Raw genomic sequence first — 16,152 nt, 5'->3', positions numbered from 1 at the left:
GTCGGGTGGCCACCGGCGCGTTCAACCTGGTCCGCTGGGGTGCCGCCGCGCCGGCACCGATCATCTCCGGCAAGCTCGCCGAGCAGTCGCTGTCGCTGCCGTTCTGGGTCGGCTTCGGGGTGCTCGCCGTCGGCGTGCTCGTCTACCTGGCCTTCGCGCACGTGATGGCCGCCGGCTACGGCGAGCGGGTGCTCTGGTCCCGCTGGAACCGCAGCGCCGCCAGTGCCGAGAACACCGCCGAGGAGCCGGTCGGCGAGGCCTACTGACGCCGGCGCCGCCCGCCACCCCGGGCTCGCGACCGCCGGCCAAGATCCGCGCACTCTCGGGGAAACTGCTGCCTCAACGGCGATTGAGGCGGCACTTTCCCTGATGTTGCGCGGATTTTGGCTGGCGTCGGGGTGGAGCCTGCGGATCTCCGGCCTCAGTTCAGGGCGCGCCAGAGCAGGTAGAGGCCGATCGTCGTACCGAACACCACGATCACCGTCTTGAGCACCACCGGCGGCAGCCGACGGACCAGCCGGGCGCCCGCGTACCCACCGATCAGGGTGGCCGGCGCGACCACCGCGACGGCCGCCCAGTTCAACGGGCCGAACAGGGCGAACACCACCAGCGTCGTGCACCCCACCAGCGCGGAGAGCAGATTCTTGATCGCGCTCACCCGGGCCAGGGTCGCGTCCAGCACCAGGGCCAGCCCGGCCACCAGCATCACCCCGAGCGCCGCACCGAAGTACCCGCCGTACACCGCCCCCAGCGCGACCATCGTCTGCACCGCGACCGTCCGCTGGCGTGGCGACATGTCCCGGGGGTGACCGACCAGCCGGCGCAGCGGATCCTGGAACGCCAGGACCGCTGTCGCGCCGAGGACCAGAAACGGTACGACCAACTCGAACGCGCGGGCCGGAGTGGCCAGCAACAGCAACGCCCCGACGATCGTGCCCACGATGGTGGTGGGCACCAGCGTGGCCAGCGCACGGGGACGCGGCAGGTCCTGCCGGCTGCCCGCCACGCTGGCCAGATACCCGGGGAACACCGCGACGGAGTTGCTGACGTTCGCCGGCACCGGCGGCAACCCGACCGCGATCATCGCCGGAAAGGTGATCAACGAACCCCCACCGGCCACCGCGTTGACAGTGCCAGCGGCGAGACCGGCGGCGAGCAGCAGCGCGGCGTGGGAGAGATCCATAGCCCCACGAGGCTAGCCGTCGCCCCGCAAGACGGATTCGGCGGACCGTTCATGAACTGGGCGATCTTGCCCAGGCGGGGCGGCAATACCGGCAGCACGCTCGTCGTTAGGATGAGAGCGCGACGGACGAGTCGACCGGGCGGCCGCGTCGGCGGGCTTCGGCCCGCCGCCGAGGAACGTCCGGACTCCACAGGGCAGGGTGGTTGTTAACGGCAACCCGGGGCGACCCGCGGGACAGTGCCACAGAAAACAGACCGCCGACCCAAACGGGGACGGTAAGGGTGAAACGGTGGGGTAAGAGCCCACCAGCACCCCGGGTGACCGGGGTGGCTCGGTAAACCCCACCCGGAGCAAGGCCAAGCAAGGGCCGTCACCGCAAGATGACGACCCGGCGCAGACGCTTGAGGGCTGCCCGCCCGATGTCTGCGGGTAGGCCGCTGGAGCCTGCCGGCAACGGCAGGCCGAGATGGATGGCCGCCGCCGGCGCAAACCCCTCGGGGTACGCGCCGCGCACAGAATCCGGCGTACAGGTCGACTCGTCCGTCGCCCACCAAGCCGCCTGGGACGCCGCGCACCCGGATTACCCGTTCAAGGCTGCATGGCAAGGGCGCTAGCGCATGGCCGTGTTCGTGTAGGTCGCCGGCAGTTTGCGGCAAGGGGTCAGTGCGGCGCGGCGGCCGGGAACTCCTCGACCCCGAGCACGCGCAGCAGCTCAAGCTTCTCCCGGTCCTCGGCGTCGGCCGGGGTCAGCACCAGCAGCTGCTGGCCGAGGTCGGGGGTGACCAGGGTTTCGCAGTCCATCGTGATGCGGCCCACGCGCGGGTGCAGGAACGTCTTGCGGTCGGCCCGGCGTACCGCCACCTCGTGCTCGGCCCACAGCCGCCGGAAGTCGTCGCTCGCTGCCCGCAACCGTTCGATCAGGCCGGTCACGGCCGGGTCGCCGGCCCGCCGGCCGGCCACCGCGCGCAGGTCGGCGACCTGCTGGCGGGCGTGCCGCTGCCATTCTTCGGGGCCGTGGAGGTCGCGGATGACCGGGTCGGTGAAGTAGCGGTAGGCGACGTAGCGGCGGTCGCCGGTCAGCCCGGTGTGGTCGCCGGTGAGCAGGATCGACATGCGGTTCTGCGCCAGGACCTCGCCGAGGTCGGACAGGACCATGGCGGGGGTGTCGCCCACCAGGTCGAGCAGGCGGACCAGGCCGGCCCGGGCCAGGCGGGCGATGCCGTCGGCGGGCGGCGGCTGGTGGCCGGCCAGGTGGAACAGGTGGCTTCGCTCGTCGTCGCTCAGACGCAGGGCCCGGGCCAGGGCGGCGAGCAGCTGGGTCGACGGCTGGCTGCTGCGGCCCTGCTCAAGGCGGACGACGTAGTCGACGGACATGCCGGCGAGCATGGCGACCTCCTCGCGGCGCAGGCCGGCGGTGCGGCGGCGGGGGCCGTCGGCGATGCCGACATCGGCGGGGCGGATGGACTCGCGCCGGCGCCGCAGGAAGTCGGCGAGCTGCTCACGCTGCATGCCTCCATGCTGCCCCGGGACTGTGCACCGAGCCAGGGAGCGGCGCTCCCACGATAAGCGCTCCGCTGCCGGCGGGCCGGAAAGCGGCGCAGGGTGGAGCCGACATCGACCGATGAGGGAGAGTTTCGATGCAGACACGCACTCTGGGCAACACGGGTCCCACGGTTTCCGCGGTGGGGCTGGGGGCGATGAGCATGTCGGGCACGTACGGCCCGGCCGATCGCGAGGAGAGCATCGCCACCGTACGGGCCGCGTTGGAGGCGGGGGTCACGCTGGTCGACACCGGTGACTTCTATGGCATGGGGCACAACGAGCTGCTGTTGTCGGAGGCGTTGCGGGGACGCGACCGGGACAGCTATCTGCTGAGTGTGAAGTTCGGGCAGCAGGTGGGGCCGGGCATGCGGTTCGCCGGTCAGGACTCCCGCCCGGCTTCGGTGCGGAACTTCCTGAGCTACTCGCTGACTCGGCTCGGTGTCGACCACGTGGACATCTACCGGCCGGCCCGGCTCGACCGGTCGGTGCCGATCGAGGACACGATCGGCGCGATCAAGGAGATGATCGACGCCGGTTACGTGCGGTACGTGGGGCTCTCCGAGGTTGACGCGGAGACCGTCCGGCGGGCGCACGCCGTACATCCGATCGCTGATCTTCAGATTGAGTATTCGCTGCTGTCGCGGGCGGTCGAGGCCGACGTGCTGCCCACGCTGCGGGAGCTGGGCATCGGGCTGACCGCGTACGGGGTGCTGGGCCGTGGCCTGCTCTCGGGGAACTGGGTGCCGGGGCGCGCGGACGATCCGCGTAATCACAGTCCCCGCTTCTCCGCCGAGAACGCGTCGCACAACCTCGCCCTGGTGGAGGCGTTGCGCCGGGTTGCCGACGCGAAGGGGTGCACAGTGGCGCAGTTGGCGATCGCGTGGGTCGCGGCGCAGGACCCGTCCATCGTGCCGCTGGTCGGTGCGCGTACCCGGCAGCGGCTGGCCGAGGCGTTGCCGACGCTGGACGTGGAGCTGTCGGCCGATGATCTCGAAGAGATCGAGGCGGCCGTGCCGAAGGGTGCCGCGCGCGGTGACCGTTACCCGGCGGCGTTCATGTCGAGCCTCGGCGTCGGCAACTAGGCCGTGTCTGACACATGACCTTCGAGGGGCCCGGCTCGTCCTAGTGGGCGAGTTGCTGGAGCCAGTCCTGCAAGAGTGCGGTCTCGACGGGGCGGAGCGGGACGACAGCTGGATCCGCCCCGCCGAGGGCGGCATCGAGCGCGAGGGCGCGAGCGGCGAGGGTGGAGTCCGGGGCTGGGCTCGTGTCGGTGGTCAGGGCGTCGATGAGTGCTTCCCGCATGCGCGGTGAGACCTCCGGGTCGCGTTCGCTCTCGGGGATGCCGATCAGGGAGAGCGTGGTGCCGGTTACCGCTGCCAGCGTGAGGTGGGCGGCAAGGACGGGCGGCACCCGTAGGCGGCCGTCGGAGGCGACGCGGCCGAGGAACGTCATGAGGAGTTCTTGAGCCTCCCGCGCGGCAGGTGGGCGCCGGCCGGGACGGTCGGTGCCGTACATCAGCAGGTAGAAGGCGGGGTGTTTCAGGCCGAAGTCGACATGCATGTCCCATCCGCGGCGCATGTCGTCGACCGGGTTGCCGCTCGACGACACGGTGTGCTTTTGCGCCATGTAGAGGTCGAAGGCGTGGATGGCCAGCGCCGAAAGGAGCCCGTCCTTGTCGCCGAAGAGCTGGTACAGGGAGGCGGCACGGATGCCTGCCGCCGCTGCGACGGCGCGGGTGGAGAGCGCCTGGGCGCCCTCCCGTTCCAAGAGCTCGGCTGCGACTTCCAGGATCTGCCGGCGACTGCGGGTCGTCGCATCCTCCCCGGTTGCACTGCTACGGCATTAGGCGTATCACGGGTTCGGCAGCGATACGGGAACTACCGTCGCAGTGATACGGCAGGAGAGGTCGATGAATCGTGTGGGATACGGCGCCATGCAGCTCGCGGGCCCCAAGGTCTGGGGATTCCCGGACGACCCGGAGGCGGCGCGGCGGGTGTTGCGCCTGGCTGTCGAGCTGGGCGTGACCTTCTTCGACACCGCGAACGCCTACGGCCCACGAACGGTAAACCAGCTGATCGGGCAGGCGCTGGGGCCGATCCCCGAGGGCGTGATCGTGGGCAACAAGGTCGGCGCGGAGCGTGGCCCGGACAAGTCCTGGGTCGTCGACGGTCGCCCGGAGACGATCCGGCGGCAGGTTCACGAGGCCCTCACCGACATGGGAACGGACGCGAGCGAGCTGACCTACCTCCGACTCGTCGGCGACACCCCCGGCGCGCACCAGGACGTACCGCTGGAGGAGTCGCTCGGCGCACTCGTCCAGTTGCGAGACCAGGGGCTGATCCGCCGCATCGGCCTGTCCGGCGCGTCCCCGCAGGTGCTGGCCCGCGCCCAGCAGATCACCCCCATCGCGGCGGTGCAGAACCGCTTCAACCTGCTTGACCGCAGCGGCGTCCAGGTCCTCGCCGACTGCGAGACCCAGGGCATCCTCTTCATTCCCTACTTCCCGCTGGCCGCCGGACGGCTCAGCGGCCACCACGAGCTGACCGGCCCGGCAGAGCGCCTCGGTGCCACACCGGCCCAGATCGCACTGGCCTGGCTGCTGCGCCGTTCGCCCTCCATGGTCGTCATCCCCGGCACGAGCAGTACCGACCACCTGCGGTCCAACATCGCAGCGTCCGAAGTTGCCGAACAATTGACCGACACCGAGGTCGCGCGCCTGACCGGACTCGTCGACGAGTCGCAAGCGGTCCTCGGCCAGCCCACGCCCCCCACTGATGGCCACCGCTGAAAGGGCCCCGGGGTCGCTATCGGCCCGATCATTATCAGGCATGGCCTAGCGCCTACCCGTACAGTGACCCACCTCGCACATATTTGCCTCTGACGTTAACGTGAGGTTTTAGCGTGGGGGGCATGCAGATCAACGGTACGAAAGCCCTCGTGACAGGTGCCAACCGTGGACTCGGCAAGGCCTTCGCCGAGGCGCTGGTCGCCCGCGGGGCCACCACCGTCTACGCCACCGCCCGCCGGCCCGAGAGCATCGACATCCCCGGCGTGGTGCCCCTTCAGCTGGACATCACCGACCCGACGTCCATCGAGGCTGCGGCAGCCGAGGTGGGCGAACTTGACATCCTCATCAACAACGCCGGCATCTCCACGAACGCGCCGCTGCTCGGCCCCTCCACGGAAAACATCCGCCGCGAGTTCGACACCAACTTCTGGGGCACCCTCAACGTCACCCGCGCCTTTGCTCCCCGGCTCGGCGGGGGTGCCATTCTCAACGTCATCTCAGCGCTGAGCTGGTACACCTTCGCCCCTGCCAGCAATGGCTACGCCGCTTCCAAAGCCGCTGAATGGTCTCTCACCAACGGCATCAGACTTGAGCTGGCCGACCAGAAAACCCAGGTCACCGCGCTGGCCCTGGCGATAGCCGACACCGACATGATGGCCGCCTACGACATCCCCAAACTCCCACCCCACGAGGTGGTCGCCATGGCCCTGGACGGCCTGGAGGCGGGCAAGCTCGAAGTAATCGCCGACAGCCCCACCGCCAAGGTCAAGGCCTCGCTCTCCCGCGACCCGGCGCTCTTCTACGCCGACATCTCCGCCGCCCTCTTCGGCTGACAATGACCGCCTCGCGTCACAGCCGGACAGGGACAGGCGAGGCGGCTCAGCATTGGAGCAAGAGGTCTGTTGTGAACTGCGGTCACGGTGTCGTTTGTCCGTAGACGTTGCGGCAGCCACCGCCAAGTCTCGAAGGTCGTGTGGACCCAAGACGAGGCGGTGGCCGCCGCCGCTACGAGAGGTCTGTGCTGCCCGGCAGGTGGTAGACCACCAGCGTCTGTTCGGGTCGCTCGGCGACGTGGAACGCGGCGTGCGACACGGCGATCACGCCCAGTCGGGGATGCCGGAGACGTTTGCGGCCCGCGTGGCTGAACTGGATGTCGTACTGCGGCCACCACTGGCGTACCTCGGGGCTGATCTCGGTGAGTTCGGCCACGAGCCGGGTTACCCGCGGGTGACCGGGATGCTGTCCGGCGATCGCCCGCAGCCGGGCCAGGATGCTGCGCGCCTCCTGCTCCCAGTCGACCAGCACCTGGCGGGCGGCGGGCTCGGTGAATACCCAGCGTACGACGTTGCCACCCGGCCCCATGCCCTGGAACAGCTCCGCTGCGGCGTGGTTGGTCGCGAGTACGTCGTAGCAGATGCCGGTGACGTACGCGGGGTTGTCGCCGAGCAACGCCGGAACGCCGGCGATCTCGGGTGTCGCCTCCTCGGAGACGTCCTGCTCGGGCGCGACTCCTGCACCGGCGAGGCGGTGCAGGTGTTCCTGCTCGGCATCGGTCAACCGCAGCGCCCGGGCCAGGGCGTCGAGCACCTGGCCGGAGGGGCGTACGTCGCGGCCCTGCTCGAGATAGGTAAGCCAGGTGGCGCTGATGCCGGCGATCAGGGCCAGTTCCTCCCGGCGTAGCCCTGGTGTGCGGCGGCGCCGCGTGACCGGCAGACCGGCATCCGATGGGGCTATCCGCTCGCGCCGGCTGCGCAGGAACGTGCCCAGCTCCTTGCTCACCCTGGGACCTCCGATACCAGAATAACGCGGCTCTGGATACCAGCCTATCGAGTCGTCAGGCTTGCCTCATGCGTGCTTGGACTGTTGCTTCAGAAGACGACGACGTACGACTTTCCGATGTTGCCGCGCCGACACTCCAGGGCGGTGGCGTGCTCGTGGAGGTGCTCGCCGCGCATCTGCCGGCGTACACAAAAATGGTGGTGAACGGCAACCGCGGCGGCCTGCCCGTGCCGCTCATCCTGGGTCCCTCCTGCGTTGGCCGGGTGACTGACGTGGCGCCCGACGTGTTCCACGTAGCCCCGGGCGACGTCGTGCTGGACACGGCGTTGCTCGACGCGGGAGGCGGCGACGAGATCCTTGTGGGCTGGGTCGGCCTTGGTGGTTCCGGGGCAGGCAGCGAGCGTACGGATCGCATGCGTGCGGTCTGGCACGACGGCGTCTTCGCGGAGACGGCGCTCTGCGCCAAGGAGACGCTCGTCAAGCTGCCCGGTGCGGAGAACTACCCGGACCCGGCCCGTCTGTCGTTCCTGCCGTGGCTCTGCATCGCCGCCACGGGCCTGCACTCGGCGGGTCCGCTGACCGGCCGCGACGTTGCGGTGATCGGTGCGACAGGTCAACTCGGCGGCGCGGCGGTGCTGATGGCACTCGCCGAGGGCGCCGCGACGGTGACGGCGGTGGGCCGCAACAAGGAGACGCTCGACCGGCTGGCCGAGCTCGACCCCCGCGTGCGCATCCACCGGCTGACCGGCGACCGTACGACGGATGCGGCGGGTATCGGCCCGGTCGACGTCGCCCTCGACGCACTCGGCGCTACGCCAACGGCGGACGCGACCATGGCCGCCTACGACAGCTTGCGGGTGCGCGGCACCCTTGTGCTCATCGGCGGCGTACGCCAAAACCTCACCATCCCGTACGGCGACCTGATGCACCGCAGGCTCACCGTGCGCGGCTCCTGGATGAGCAACGACGAGACCGTGACCACAGTGTGGAACCTGGTCCGTTCGGGACTGCTGGACCTCTCCGCGATCGAGATGCACACGGTCGGCCTGGACGACCCGGCGGCCGCCCTCGACCTGGCAGAGCACACCACGGGCCTCAGTTTCGTAGCCCTCGCCCCCTGACCGCCGGCCGGCCGGACCGCGGGACGCTGGACGACCTGCTCCCAGCCGTCACGGCCCTGGCCAGCCGCCTTCGACCTCGGCGGACAGGCCGACGACGATCTGCGTACCCAGCTCGCCGGGCTGGCGCGGACCATCCTGCACCCTCGGCGGGTGTTGCTGGCCACCACGTTGTCGATGGGGTGAGGCAGGCTGCGAGCGCGGACGTTCAGTGGCGTGCGCGCGGGTACAGTCATGGCCGTGAAGTTCGCGATGGACGTGAGACAGGGCTAGCTCCCGCGGGTCTTTGAGGCGCGCGGGCGATGGATGCTGCCCTGTTCACCTCTTCCGCGAAGGTCTTCAATGTCTGTCCACTCCGGGCGCCGTGCTGTTGACGCGTCGCTCACTGCGTCTCTTGTGTTCGTTTCCATCGGAAGCGGACTGTTCCTACCGCTCTCGCTGGTGTTCTTCGTCGAGCTCACCGACATCCGCCTGAGCATGCTCGGCGTTCTCGTGGGGCTCGCGGGTTTCACGTCCGTGCTGGTGCCCGCCGTGGCCGGCCGGTTGGCCGACAGATACGGTGCACGCCGCCTCGTCCTTGTTGCGCAAGGCATTCAGGCGCTCGCCTATCTCTGGTATGCCTTCGCCCGAGACCCGTTGAGCGTCTTCATCGTCACTGCGATCATGTCGATCGGCGGTCGGCTGTTCTGGTCGACGATCTTCGCGGCTCTCGCTGATCATGCGCAGGACGGTCTCAGGCCGCAGCACTGGTGGTTCGCACTGGCGAACATCGCCCGCACCGCGGGGATTGCGGCAGGCGGGATCATCACCGGCGCCGCGCTCACGATTCCGGGCACGCGGGTCTATATCGTGCTCGCCCTCCTCGCCGCCAGCTGTCTGGCGGGATCCGTCCTGCTCATGCTGCCTGTTGCACGGTCGCGGGCGCGCGCACGGGTCCCCGGCGCATCGCAGGCGCAGGGGACGGTGCTGCGTGACGGGCGCTTTCTCGGTCTGCTGTCGACAAACGTCGTCTTCGCGATCTCGACGCTCCTCCTGGGCCTGACTGTGCCGGTGGTCATGAAAACGGCGCTGGACGGCCCGGGATGGGTCAGCTCCGTCGTGCTGGTCGCGAACGCGCTGCTCATCTCTGGCTTCGGCATCATCGGCGCCCGCCAAGGGGGTCGCCGCGAACCGTTCGCCGTGCTGCGGACCGCGGCCGTCGCATGGGTTGTGGGCTGCGCGCTGCTGGCGTTCGCGGCATCCTCCGCGCTTCCGTTCGCGGTCGCTCCTCTCGCTGCGGCGGTCCTCGCGTTCAGTCTCGCCGAGATCCTCCATGCTCCGACATCGGTCGCCATCGTCAGCAACATGGCACCTGAGGCGGAACGGGGCGACTACCTGGCCGTGTGGCAGTACTCGTTCATGGCAGCCGAGATCGGTGGCCCCATCCTCTTCGGCACACTGTTCACGCTCCACCACAGCACGCCGTTCCTCGTCGTGCTCGCGCTGAACCTGGTCACGATCCCCGCGCTCCGCATGCTGGGCCGCCAACGCGGCCGCGTGGCGCTGGCCTCGACCGAAACGGTGAGACGATCCGACAGTCCGCTACCGCCGAGCCGAGTGGATCAAGCGGTCATTGGCGGGGGCGCGACCCGTCGAGGACGGTGGTGACGACGAGGTCGGCGTCGAAGATGACAGCGCCCTTGGACGGCCATCGGCCGGGTGGGTTGCCCCACCCGGCCGATGTCTGGATCCGTGGAAGCCAGCCAGGTAAGGCTGGCGGCCGTCAGTGCTTCTTGAACACCGGCATGGTGTCCAGGGTGGTGGTGATGTTCTGCGTGGTGCCGCCCCGGTAGGTCTTCCCGGTGAAGATGTCGGTCCAGCTGTTGCCCGGCGGGAACCACACCGACGTGGTGGCGGTGGTGCCGGGCGTCGTCACCGGTGCGACCAGGTAGTCCGGGCCGTAGAGGTACTGGGATCCGGCGGTGGCGTACGCGGCCTGCTCATTCGGGTACGCCAGGTACATCGAGCGGACGATGGGCGTGCCCGTGCGGGTGGCCTCCTTGGCGGCGGCGTAGGTGTAGGGCTGCAGTTCCTTGCGCAGGTTCAGGAACTTCTTGGCCGATGCGTTGGCCGCCGGACCGTACTGCCAGGGCAGCCGGTCGCTGTGGTTGGAGTGCAGCCGGTCGATCGGCTGGAACGTGCCGAACTGGACCCACCGGGCGTAGAGGTCGTCGGGCAGCTTGGTGCTGCCCGGCTCGGTGCCCGGCTCCTGCAGGCCGCCGGTGTGCCCGCCGATGTCGTGGCTGACAGCGGCCAGCCCGGTCGCTGCCGACTCGCCCGGCGTGTAGCCGACCTCCATCTGCAGGGTCGACCAGTCGGAGGTGGTGTCGCCGGTGAAGTGCAGCGTGGTGCGCTTGTCGGCCCACGGTCCGGTCGACACCGGGGTCGGGCTGCCGTAACCGCCGGCCTGCAACGAGCCGTACGCCCGGGAGAAGGCGAAGCCGGTCTTGTCGGCGTACTGCTGGTTGATCCAGGCGTCCCCGGTCACCCCGGCGAGCGAGGACCTGGTGTTGTCGCAGCACCAGTCCAGCCACCACAGGTCGGGGCCCTTGCTGCCCTTCGGCAGCATCCCGTCGTGGAGCTGCATGTATGCCTTGAGCTGGTCCGGGTCGCCGAAGTCGAACGCGTAGCAGTCGGGGCCGCCGTTGCAGCCGACGCGTTGCAGCTTGCCCTTCGCGGTGGCCTGCGCCTGCGCGAACTTCGGGTCCGAGCCGAGGATGCTCGGGTGGATGTTGATGCCGGTGTGCAGGCCCTGCTTCTTCGCCCAGGCGAAGAACGCCTTCGGGTCGGGGATGCGGGTGGGGTCGATGCTCCAGCCGTTCCACTTGTCCGGGGCCTTGACGTCGGTGTCGAGGACGAGCACGTCCAGCGGCACACCCTCGGCCTTGGCCCGGTTCACCAGGTCCTGGAACTCGGTGGCGGTGCGGTCGTAGTACTCGGAGTACCACACCCCGTACGCCCACTGGGGCAGCAGCTTCGTGGGCCCGGTCAGGGTCGACAGGTCCTTGAGACCACGGGTGAAGTCCTGCCCGTACGCGAAGACGTAGCCGTCCTGTTCGGGGGCGGGCCGGGGCTTGGTGTCGCGCAGGGCCGAGGCCGAGTCGTCGAGGAGGTACCAGCCGTCCTGGTAGAGCAGGCCCGGGGCGGTGAGCGCGGCACCGGTCACGCCGTCCAGACCGCGGCGGTAGCCGCCGAGCGGCGCGTGCGGGGCGAGTAGCGGGGAGTCCTTGCTCGTCACGGCGACGGTGTCGACGTTGACGTTGCAGCTGGCGTCGGTGGGGCAGCCCAGGGTCACTGTGGTGGTGCCGCGGTCGAGGTGGACCGGCACGGAAACGGTGTTCCAGTAGTCCCACCCGCTGGTCGGCGCAAGAGTCGCCGTGACCGGTGCCGCCGTCCCGGCGGTGACCGACATGATGCGCGCCTGGCTCGGCTGGGCACCGGCCTGGCCGTTGGCGTAGCGGATCTGCAACTGGTAGTCGCCGGCGGCCGGAACATCCGTCACGGTGAGCGCGACGGCGGACGTGGTGCTTTCCAGGCCGGCCAGGAATCCCGTACCGGAAGCGCCGTTGTGGTCGTTCGCGGGCCTCGCGCCGCCGGTCAGCGCGCCGGTCTCGGCCTCGCCCAGGGTGCCGAACCGCAGCGACTGCGGCTGGGGCGCGGCCGGTGCCGGGTACGCCGCATCCGGGTTGACCACCGCGAGGCTGTCGATGTTCACATTGCCGGAGTCGTGGGGGCCCCGCACGATGCTGATCTCGTGACGGCCCGCGGTGAGGTCGACCGGCACGCTGGCCAGGGCCCAGGTGTCCCAGTTCGCGGTGGGCGGCAGGGTCAGCGTGCGGCCGGTGTCGCCGTCGACCTGAACGGTGAGGGTGCGGGCCACGTTCTGGCCGTCGCCGCCGGTGCTGTTGGCGTAGCGGACGGTGAGCTGCTTCGTCCCGGCCTCCGGTGCGTCCAGCGCGAAGGTGGCCGAGTCGCCGGACGAGGCGAAACCGGCAGCGAAGCCGCGCCCGGTGTGTCCCTGGTGGTCGGTGGCCACGCCGGGGCCGTTCAGCTGTAGCGACTCGGCCTCGCAGAGCGCGCCGAACGCGCAGGCCGGCGCGGTGTGGCCGGCCCAGGGCTGGCCCTGCACGAGCTGCTTGCCGGTCTTGAGCTGCACGGTGAGGTTGTCGGCGGTGAACGCCCCCGAACCGACCTGGTAGCGCAGCGTCATCGCGCCGGTGTCGATGGTGAGCCAGCCGTGCTCGACGCGCTGGGTGAAACGCGTACGGGGGAAGTCGTCGCGCCCGATGGCGTTGAAGGTGGCGGCGTCGGTGAACCTGCCGTCCTTCTGGTACTCGGTGCGGATCAGGGTTGGGGACAGCACCTCGAAACGTGCGTTGCCCGACCGAACGGCCCCGTCTTTCGCCTTGTCGCGGCTGGCCTGGGCCGGCGCGGACGGGGCGAGCGCCAGCCCCGTGACGAGAATGCCGACTGCGGCGGCTGCTGTCGCACGGCGGTGCGGTGAGTGCCGATAGAGCAAGATGTGCTCCTCGTCTCATATGGAGGAAATGAGTCGATGACAACGCTGTCACTCGCCCGAAACGGCTGTCAACATGCGTCGGAGGGTGTCCCTTCTCTCTTTCCCGCCCGGTTAGCAGCTCGACACGTACGAGGTCTAGGGACCGGCGTCTTCGGCGTCCCAGCCCAGCTTTCCGAGTGCCCGTAGGACCGCGCCCGCGCGCGGAGTCCAGAACAGCAGGACCTGGTCGCGCCCCTCGACCTCGAAGGAGACAGCCGTCGCCGGCAGCGGGAACCGCCCGTGGAACGGGCGGTGCGCCAGCGCGGTCACCCAGAAGTGTTCCAGGGTGTCTGATCCGGTACGCGAGGTGAAGGTCAGCGTGCTGTCATCGGCGTGCAGCTTCACCGTCGGCCAGGCCATTCGACGGACGGCTCTGAGGGGGTTGCCCCGGGTGAAGTCGAGGCGGTCCACGTAGGTGAGCCCGCCACGGGTATCGAAGGATTCCGAAATCACCGCCGGATGCTACGCCGGGCACGAGTGCGGAAGCCCAGGATTAGCTCTCGCAGCGTTCCTGACGCCGGAGGTCGACCGCCGCCGGAACGGGGTGTGGTCACCGCAGTGCCGCGCCCGGTCGTTGACAGGTACCCGGGAACAGGTTCGGCTGGTTGTCGGATGGGGGCCCTCGCTGGTCGTCTGGTTGGTGGAGGCGCTTCACCCGCCTCGTCCCGTAGACCGCTGCTGGAGGAACGATGAAGTACGTGCTGATGTTCGTCGACACACCACAGTTCGCCGCCGACCTGGCCGCCATGGACGAACCCGAGCGCAACCGGGCCTACGCCAGCGTGCAGCAGTGGTTCGCCGACCACCACGACACCATCACTCATCACGCCTACCTGATGCCGCCGGACACCGCCACCACGCTGCGGCTGGACCGAGGCGAGCCGCTGGTTTGCGATGGTCCGTTCGTGGAAGGCAAAGAGATCATCAGTGGCTACGCCGAAATCGAGGTGGCCGACCTTGACGAGGCGCTGCGGATCGCCAGGTCCTGGCCGGCCTGCCCGGTGGTGGAGATCCGTCCCATCGCCGGATGAGCAAACCGACACACGCCGAACTGTCCCGCGTGGTCCGCGATCACGCGGGCCAGCTCGCCGCGTCCCTGGTGCATCTGGTCGGTGATTTCAGCGCCGCGGAGGACCTCGTCCAGGACGCCATCGAGGCCGCGCTGACCCATTGGCCGGTCGAGGGCATTCCTGAGCGGCCAGCTGCCTGGATGTACACCGTGGCCCGCCGCCGTGGTCTGGACCAGATCCGCCGCGACCAGCGTCACCGACGCAAGCTCGCGCTGGTGGCGTGGCCGGTCGAGCCACCACCGGACGACCGACTTCGGTTGATCTTCACCTGCTGCCATCCGGCGTTGCCTCGGGCCGCCCAGGTCGCCCTCACCCTTCGGGTGGTGTGCGGTCTGAGCACCGCGCAGATCGCCCGAGCGTTCCTCGTTCCGGAGAGCACCGTAGGGCAGCGCATCACCCGCGCCAAACGGAAGATCAGCGACGCGGCCATCCCGTACCGGATCCCGTCGGAAGACGATCTCGGCTCACGGCTCATCGAGGTCCTCGCGGTGATCTATCTGCTCTTCAACGAGGGGTACCTGTCCACTGGCGGCGACCGGGCCCAATCCCGCGACCTGGCTGACGACGCCGAGTTCCTCGCAGCCCTGCTGCATCAGCTCATGCCCACCGAACCAGAGGTCGCGGGTCTGCTCGCGCTCATCCGGCTGCACCGGGCCCGGGCCAGCGCCCGCTTCGACCGGGACAACGAGATCGTCCAGCTTCAGCACCAAGACCGAGCTCTCTGGGACCACCGGTCGATCGCCGCCGCTGGCCGGCTGGTGGCCCAGGCAGCAGCGCGGAAAAGACCGGGCCCGTACCAGCTTCAAGCGGCCATCGTCGCCTGCCACGCGGAGGCCGGCCGGTGGGAGGAGACCGACTGGACCCAGATCGCGGTGCTCTACGACATGCTGCTGCGCCTGGCACCATCACCTGTCACTCGGCTGCACCGGGCTATCGCCCTGCGCTACGTCAGCGGGCCGTCAATCGCGCTCACCGAAGTCGACGCCCTGGCCGGTGAACTGAACGACTACCACCTGTTCCACGCCACCCGAGCCGAACTGCTCCGCGACCTCGGCGACACCACCCAGGCACGCACTGCCGACGAACGCGCCCTCGCCCTGGCCACCAACCCGGCCGAACGTTCGCTCCTGCGCCACCGCCTCAACTGGGCCTGAGCTCACCTCGCCGTTCGTGGCGAGGGCTTGACCTCGTGCTCAACGATGAGCTGGTGAAGGTACGGCAGCCGTACTTCGACCGTCTCGTCCTCCTGCTGTTCGGGATGCTGTTGCTCACCGGCGCTGTCGGGATCGCGTACGCGATGCTGGACGTCGCCTGGGTCGGCCTGTTCCTGAGCGCGGCGGCCGTGGCGTTCGGCCTGGCGACAGGTGGCCGGCTGGTGCGGGACGCCGTGTTGCCGTTCCGCGTCGATGTCGATCCGCAAGGCTTGTCGGTGCGGACATCGAAGCTCAACCGCCAGTTGCGGTGGGACGAGGTCGACGCGGTCGTGCTCGCCGACCCACCCGCGACCGCCGGCCGGCACCTGCTGCGGGGCCCGCGCCTGCTCCTGGTGCCGGCGGCCGGGGTGAGCCTGGGCGTCCCGCTGCCCGAGAAGAGCCCGGTGGACGGCCGGCCGGCCATCGAGCTGTTCGAACTCGCTGAGGTGGCCTACGACGAGGACGAGTTCACGCGGGACCTGGCGGTGCTGGCGGGTGAGCGCTTCCAGCAGCTGAGCCGACAACTGGTCCCGCCGGCCGACGGGGTTCCCCTGCGGCGCTTTCCGGACCAGCCCGAGCGTGCCCGGCTCAACCGGTGGCTGGACCGACGCCGGGCCGTGCTGTTCGTCGGCTGGTACCTGGTCGTCCTCGTCCCGGCGCTGGTGCTCGTCGTCGTGGCGACACAACGCAACGAGCTGCTCGGCGCCATCGTGCTGGTCGTGTCCCTGGTGGTGGTCGGCATCGTCACCACAGTCGTTCGGCGTCTCACCGAGAGTTGCCGAGACCTGATCGACACCGAAGCGATGATCGACGGCGCTGACCTGGTGATCGGTTCCGCTCCGGCATCGCCGCGGATCAGCCTGCTCTCCGGGATCGTCACGG

General features: G+C 69.6%; 13 protein-coding genes, 1 other RNA gene and 2 pseudogenes. 10 read left to right on the top strand and 6 right to left on the bottom strand.

Annotation, left to right across the window (positions count from 1 at the left end):
* Window positions 1-266: pseudogene (locus tag KBX53_RS04425) on the top strand (MFS transporter); the annotation flags it as partial.
* Window positions 267-421: 155 nt separating this feature from the next.
* Here the strand turns inward: KBX53_RS04425 and KBX53_RS04420 are convergent.
* Window positions 422-1,183, bottom strand: a complete 762-nt coding sequence (locus KBX53_RS04420; RefSeq protein WP_030330185.1) for a sulfite exporter TauE/SafE family protein — start codon at window positions 1,181-1,183, stop codon at window positions 422-424.
* 127 nt (window positions 1,184-1,310) lie between these two features.
* On the opposite strand from KBX53_RS04420, the gene rnpB reads away from it, so the two are divergent.
* An RNA gene (gene rnpB / locus KBX53_RS04415) (RNase P RNA component class A) lies at window positions 1,311-1,726 on the top strand.
* A 117-nt stretch (window positions 1,727-1,843) separates the two neighbouring features.
* Here the strand turns inward: rnpB and KBX53_RS04410 are convergent.
* Complete coding sequence (locus tag KBX53_RS04410) at window positions 1,844-2,692, bottom strand: helix-turn-helix transcriptional regulator (RefSeq protein ID WP_210857890.1); 849 nt, start codon at window positions 2,690-2,692, stop codon at window positions 1,844-1,846.
* A 128-nt stretch (window positions 2,693-2,820) separates the two neighbouring features.
* Here KBX53_RS04410 and KBX53_RS04405 point away from each other — a divergent pair, with 128 nt between their 5' ends.
* The gene (locus KBX53_RS04405; protein ID WP_210857889.1) at window positions 2,821-3,807 is read left to right on the top strand and encodes an aldo/keto reductase; all 987 of its coding nucleotides are present in this window, start codon (window positions 2,821-2,823) and stop codon (window positions 3,805-3,807) included.
* Between the two features lie 40 nt (window positions 3,808-3,847).
* Here the strand turns inward: KBX53_RS04405 and KBX53_RS04400 are convergent, their stop codons facing one another.
* Window positions 3,848-4,513 (bottom strand): TetR/AcrR family transcriptional regulator, encoded by a 666-nt coding sequence (locus KBX53_RS04400; protein ID WP_256443316.1) that lies wholly within the window; start codon window positions 4,511-4,513, stop codon window positions 3,848-3,850.
* 121 nt (window positions 4,514-4,634) lie between these two features.
* On the opposite strand from KBX53_RS04400, the gene KBX53_RS04395 reads away from it, so the two are divergent.
* Together KBX53_RS04395 and KBX53_RS04390 are read left to right on the top strand one after the other, a co-directional pair.
* The gene (locus tag KBX53_RS04395) at window positions 4,635-5,513 is read left to right on the top strand and encodes an aldo/keto reductase (RefSeq protein WP_210857887.1); all 879 of its coding nucleotides are present in this window, start codon (window positions 4,635-4,637) and stop codon (window positions 5,511-5,513) included.
* Between the two features lie 122 nt (window positions 5,514-5,635).
* Window positions 5,636-6,346 (top strand): SDR family oxidoreductase, encoded by a 711-nt coding sequence (locus tag KBX53_RS04390; RefSeq protein WP_030330174.1) that lies wholly within the window; start codon window positions 5,636-5,638, stop codon window positions 6,344-6,346.
* A gap of 172 nt (window positions 6,347-6,518) precedes the next feature.
* On the opposite strand, the gene KBX53_RS04385 is transcribed toward KBX53_RS04390, so the two are convergent.
* The gene (locus KBX53_RS04385; protein WP_210857886.1) at window positions 6,519-7,292 is read right to left on the bottom strand and encodes a helix-turn-helix transcriptional regulator; all 774 of its coding nucleotides are present in this window, start codon (window positions 7,290-7,292) and stop codon (window positions 6,519-6,521) included.
* A gap of 68 nt (window positions 7,293-7,360) precedes the next feature.
* On the opposite strand from KBX53_RS04385, the gene KBX53_RS04380 reads away from it, so the two are divergent.
* Window positions 7,361-8,413, top strand: a complete 1,053-nt coding sequence (locus KBX53_RS04380) for a zinc-binding dehydrogenase (protein ID WP_210857885.1) — start codon at window positions 7,361-7,363, stop codon at window positions 8,411-8,413.
* A 303-nt stretch (window positions 8,414-8,716) separates the two neighbouring features.
* Window positions 8,717-10,057: an MFS transporter gene (locus KBX53_RS04375; protein WP_309140709.1), complete on the top strand. Its 1,341-nt coding sequence runs from the start codon at window positions 8,717-8,719 to the stop codon at window positions 10,055-10,057.
* A 115-nt stretch (window positions 10,058-10,172) separates the two neighbouring features.
* Here the strand turns inward: KBX53_RS04375 and KBX53_RS04370 are convergent, their stop codons facing one another.
* Window positions 10,173-12,968, bottom strand: coding sequence for a TIM-barrel domain-containing protein (locus KBX53_RS04370; protein ID WP_210857883.1), 2,796 nt, complete (start codon window positions 12,966-12,968; stop codon window positions 10,173-10,175).
* Window positions 12,969-13,103: 135 nt separating this feature from the next.
* Window positions 13,104-13,460, bottom strand: a complete 357-nt coding sequence (locus KBX53_RS04365) for a hypothetical protein (RefSeq protein WP_210857882.1) — start codon at window positions 13,458-13,460, stop codon at window positions 13,104-13,106.
* A 236-nt stretch (window positions 13,461-13,696) separates the two neighbouring features.
* On the opposite strand from KBX53_RS04365, the gene KBX53_RS04360 reads away from it, so the two are divergent.
* From KBX53_RS04360 to KBX53_RS04350, 3 genes and pseudogenes are all read left to right on the top strand, one after another.
* Window positions 13,697-14,038: a YciI family protein gene (locus KBX53_RS04360; RefSeq protein WP_210857881.1), complete on the top strand. Its 342-nt coding sequence runs from the start codon at window positions 13,697-13,699 to the stop codon at window positions 14,036-14,038.
* Window positions 14,035-15,231: an RNA polymerase sigma factor gene (locus KBX53_RS04355; RefSeq protein WP_210857880.1), complete on the top strand. Its 1,197-nt coding sequence runs from the start codon at window positions 14,035-14,037 to the stop codon at window positions 15,229-15,231. Before KBX53_RS04360 ends, KBX53_RS04355 begins: the two co-directional genes overlap by 4 nt.
* A 53-nt stretch (window positions 15,232-15,284) precedes the next feature.
* A pseudogene (locus KBX53_RS04350) lies at window positions 15,285-16,152 on the top strand (hypothetical protein); the annotation flags it as partial.

Origin of the sequence: Micromonospora sp. M51 (assembly GCF_018070305.1) — a bacterium.
GTDB lineage: Bacteria > Actinomycetota > Actinomycetes > Mycobacteriales > Micromonosporaceae > Micromonospora > Micromonospora parva.
This window is presented reverse-complemented; position numbering and strand designations above follow the sequence as displayed.

Bases quoted from the DNA above. Each gene is read 5' to 3' on its own strand.
- KBX53_RS04420 (WP_030330185.1), bottom strand. From the start codon at position 1,183: ATGGATCTCTCCCACGCCGCGCTGCTGCTCGCCGCCGGTCTCGCCGCT.
- KBX53_RS04410 (WP_210857890.1), bottom strand. From the start codon at position 2,692: ATGCAGCGTGAGCAGCTCGCCGACTTCCTGCGGCGCCGGCGCGAGTCC.
- KBX53_RS04405 (WP_210857889.1), top strand. From the start codon at position 2,821: ATGCAGACACGCACTCTGGGCAACACGGGTCCCACGGTTTCCGCGGTG.
- KBX53_RS04395 (WP_210857887.1), top strand. From the start codon at position 4,635: ATGAATCGTGTGGGATACGGCGCCATGCAGCTCGCGGGCCCCAAGGTC.
- KBX53_RS04390 (WP_030330174.1), top strand. From the start codon at position 5,636: ATGCAGATCAACGGTACGAAAGCCCTCGTGACAGGTGCCAACCGTGGA.
- KBX53_RS04380 (WP_210857885.1), top strand. From the start codon at position 7,361: ATGCGTGCTTGGACTGTTGCTTCAGAAGACGACGACGTACGACTTTCC.
- KBX53_RS04375 (WP_309140709.1), top strand. From the start codon at position 8,717: ATGCTGCCCTGTTCACCTCTTCCGCGAAGGTCTTCAATGTCTGTCCAC.
- KBX53_RS04360 (WP_210857881.1), top strand. From the start codon at position 13,697: ATGAAGTACGTGCTGATGTTCGTCGACACACCACAGTTCGCCGCCGAC.
- KBX53_RS04355 (WP_210857880.1), top strand. From the start codon at position 14,035: ATGAGCAAACCGACACACGCCGAACTGTCCCGCGTGGTCCGCGATCAC.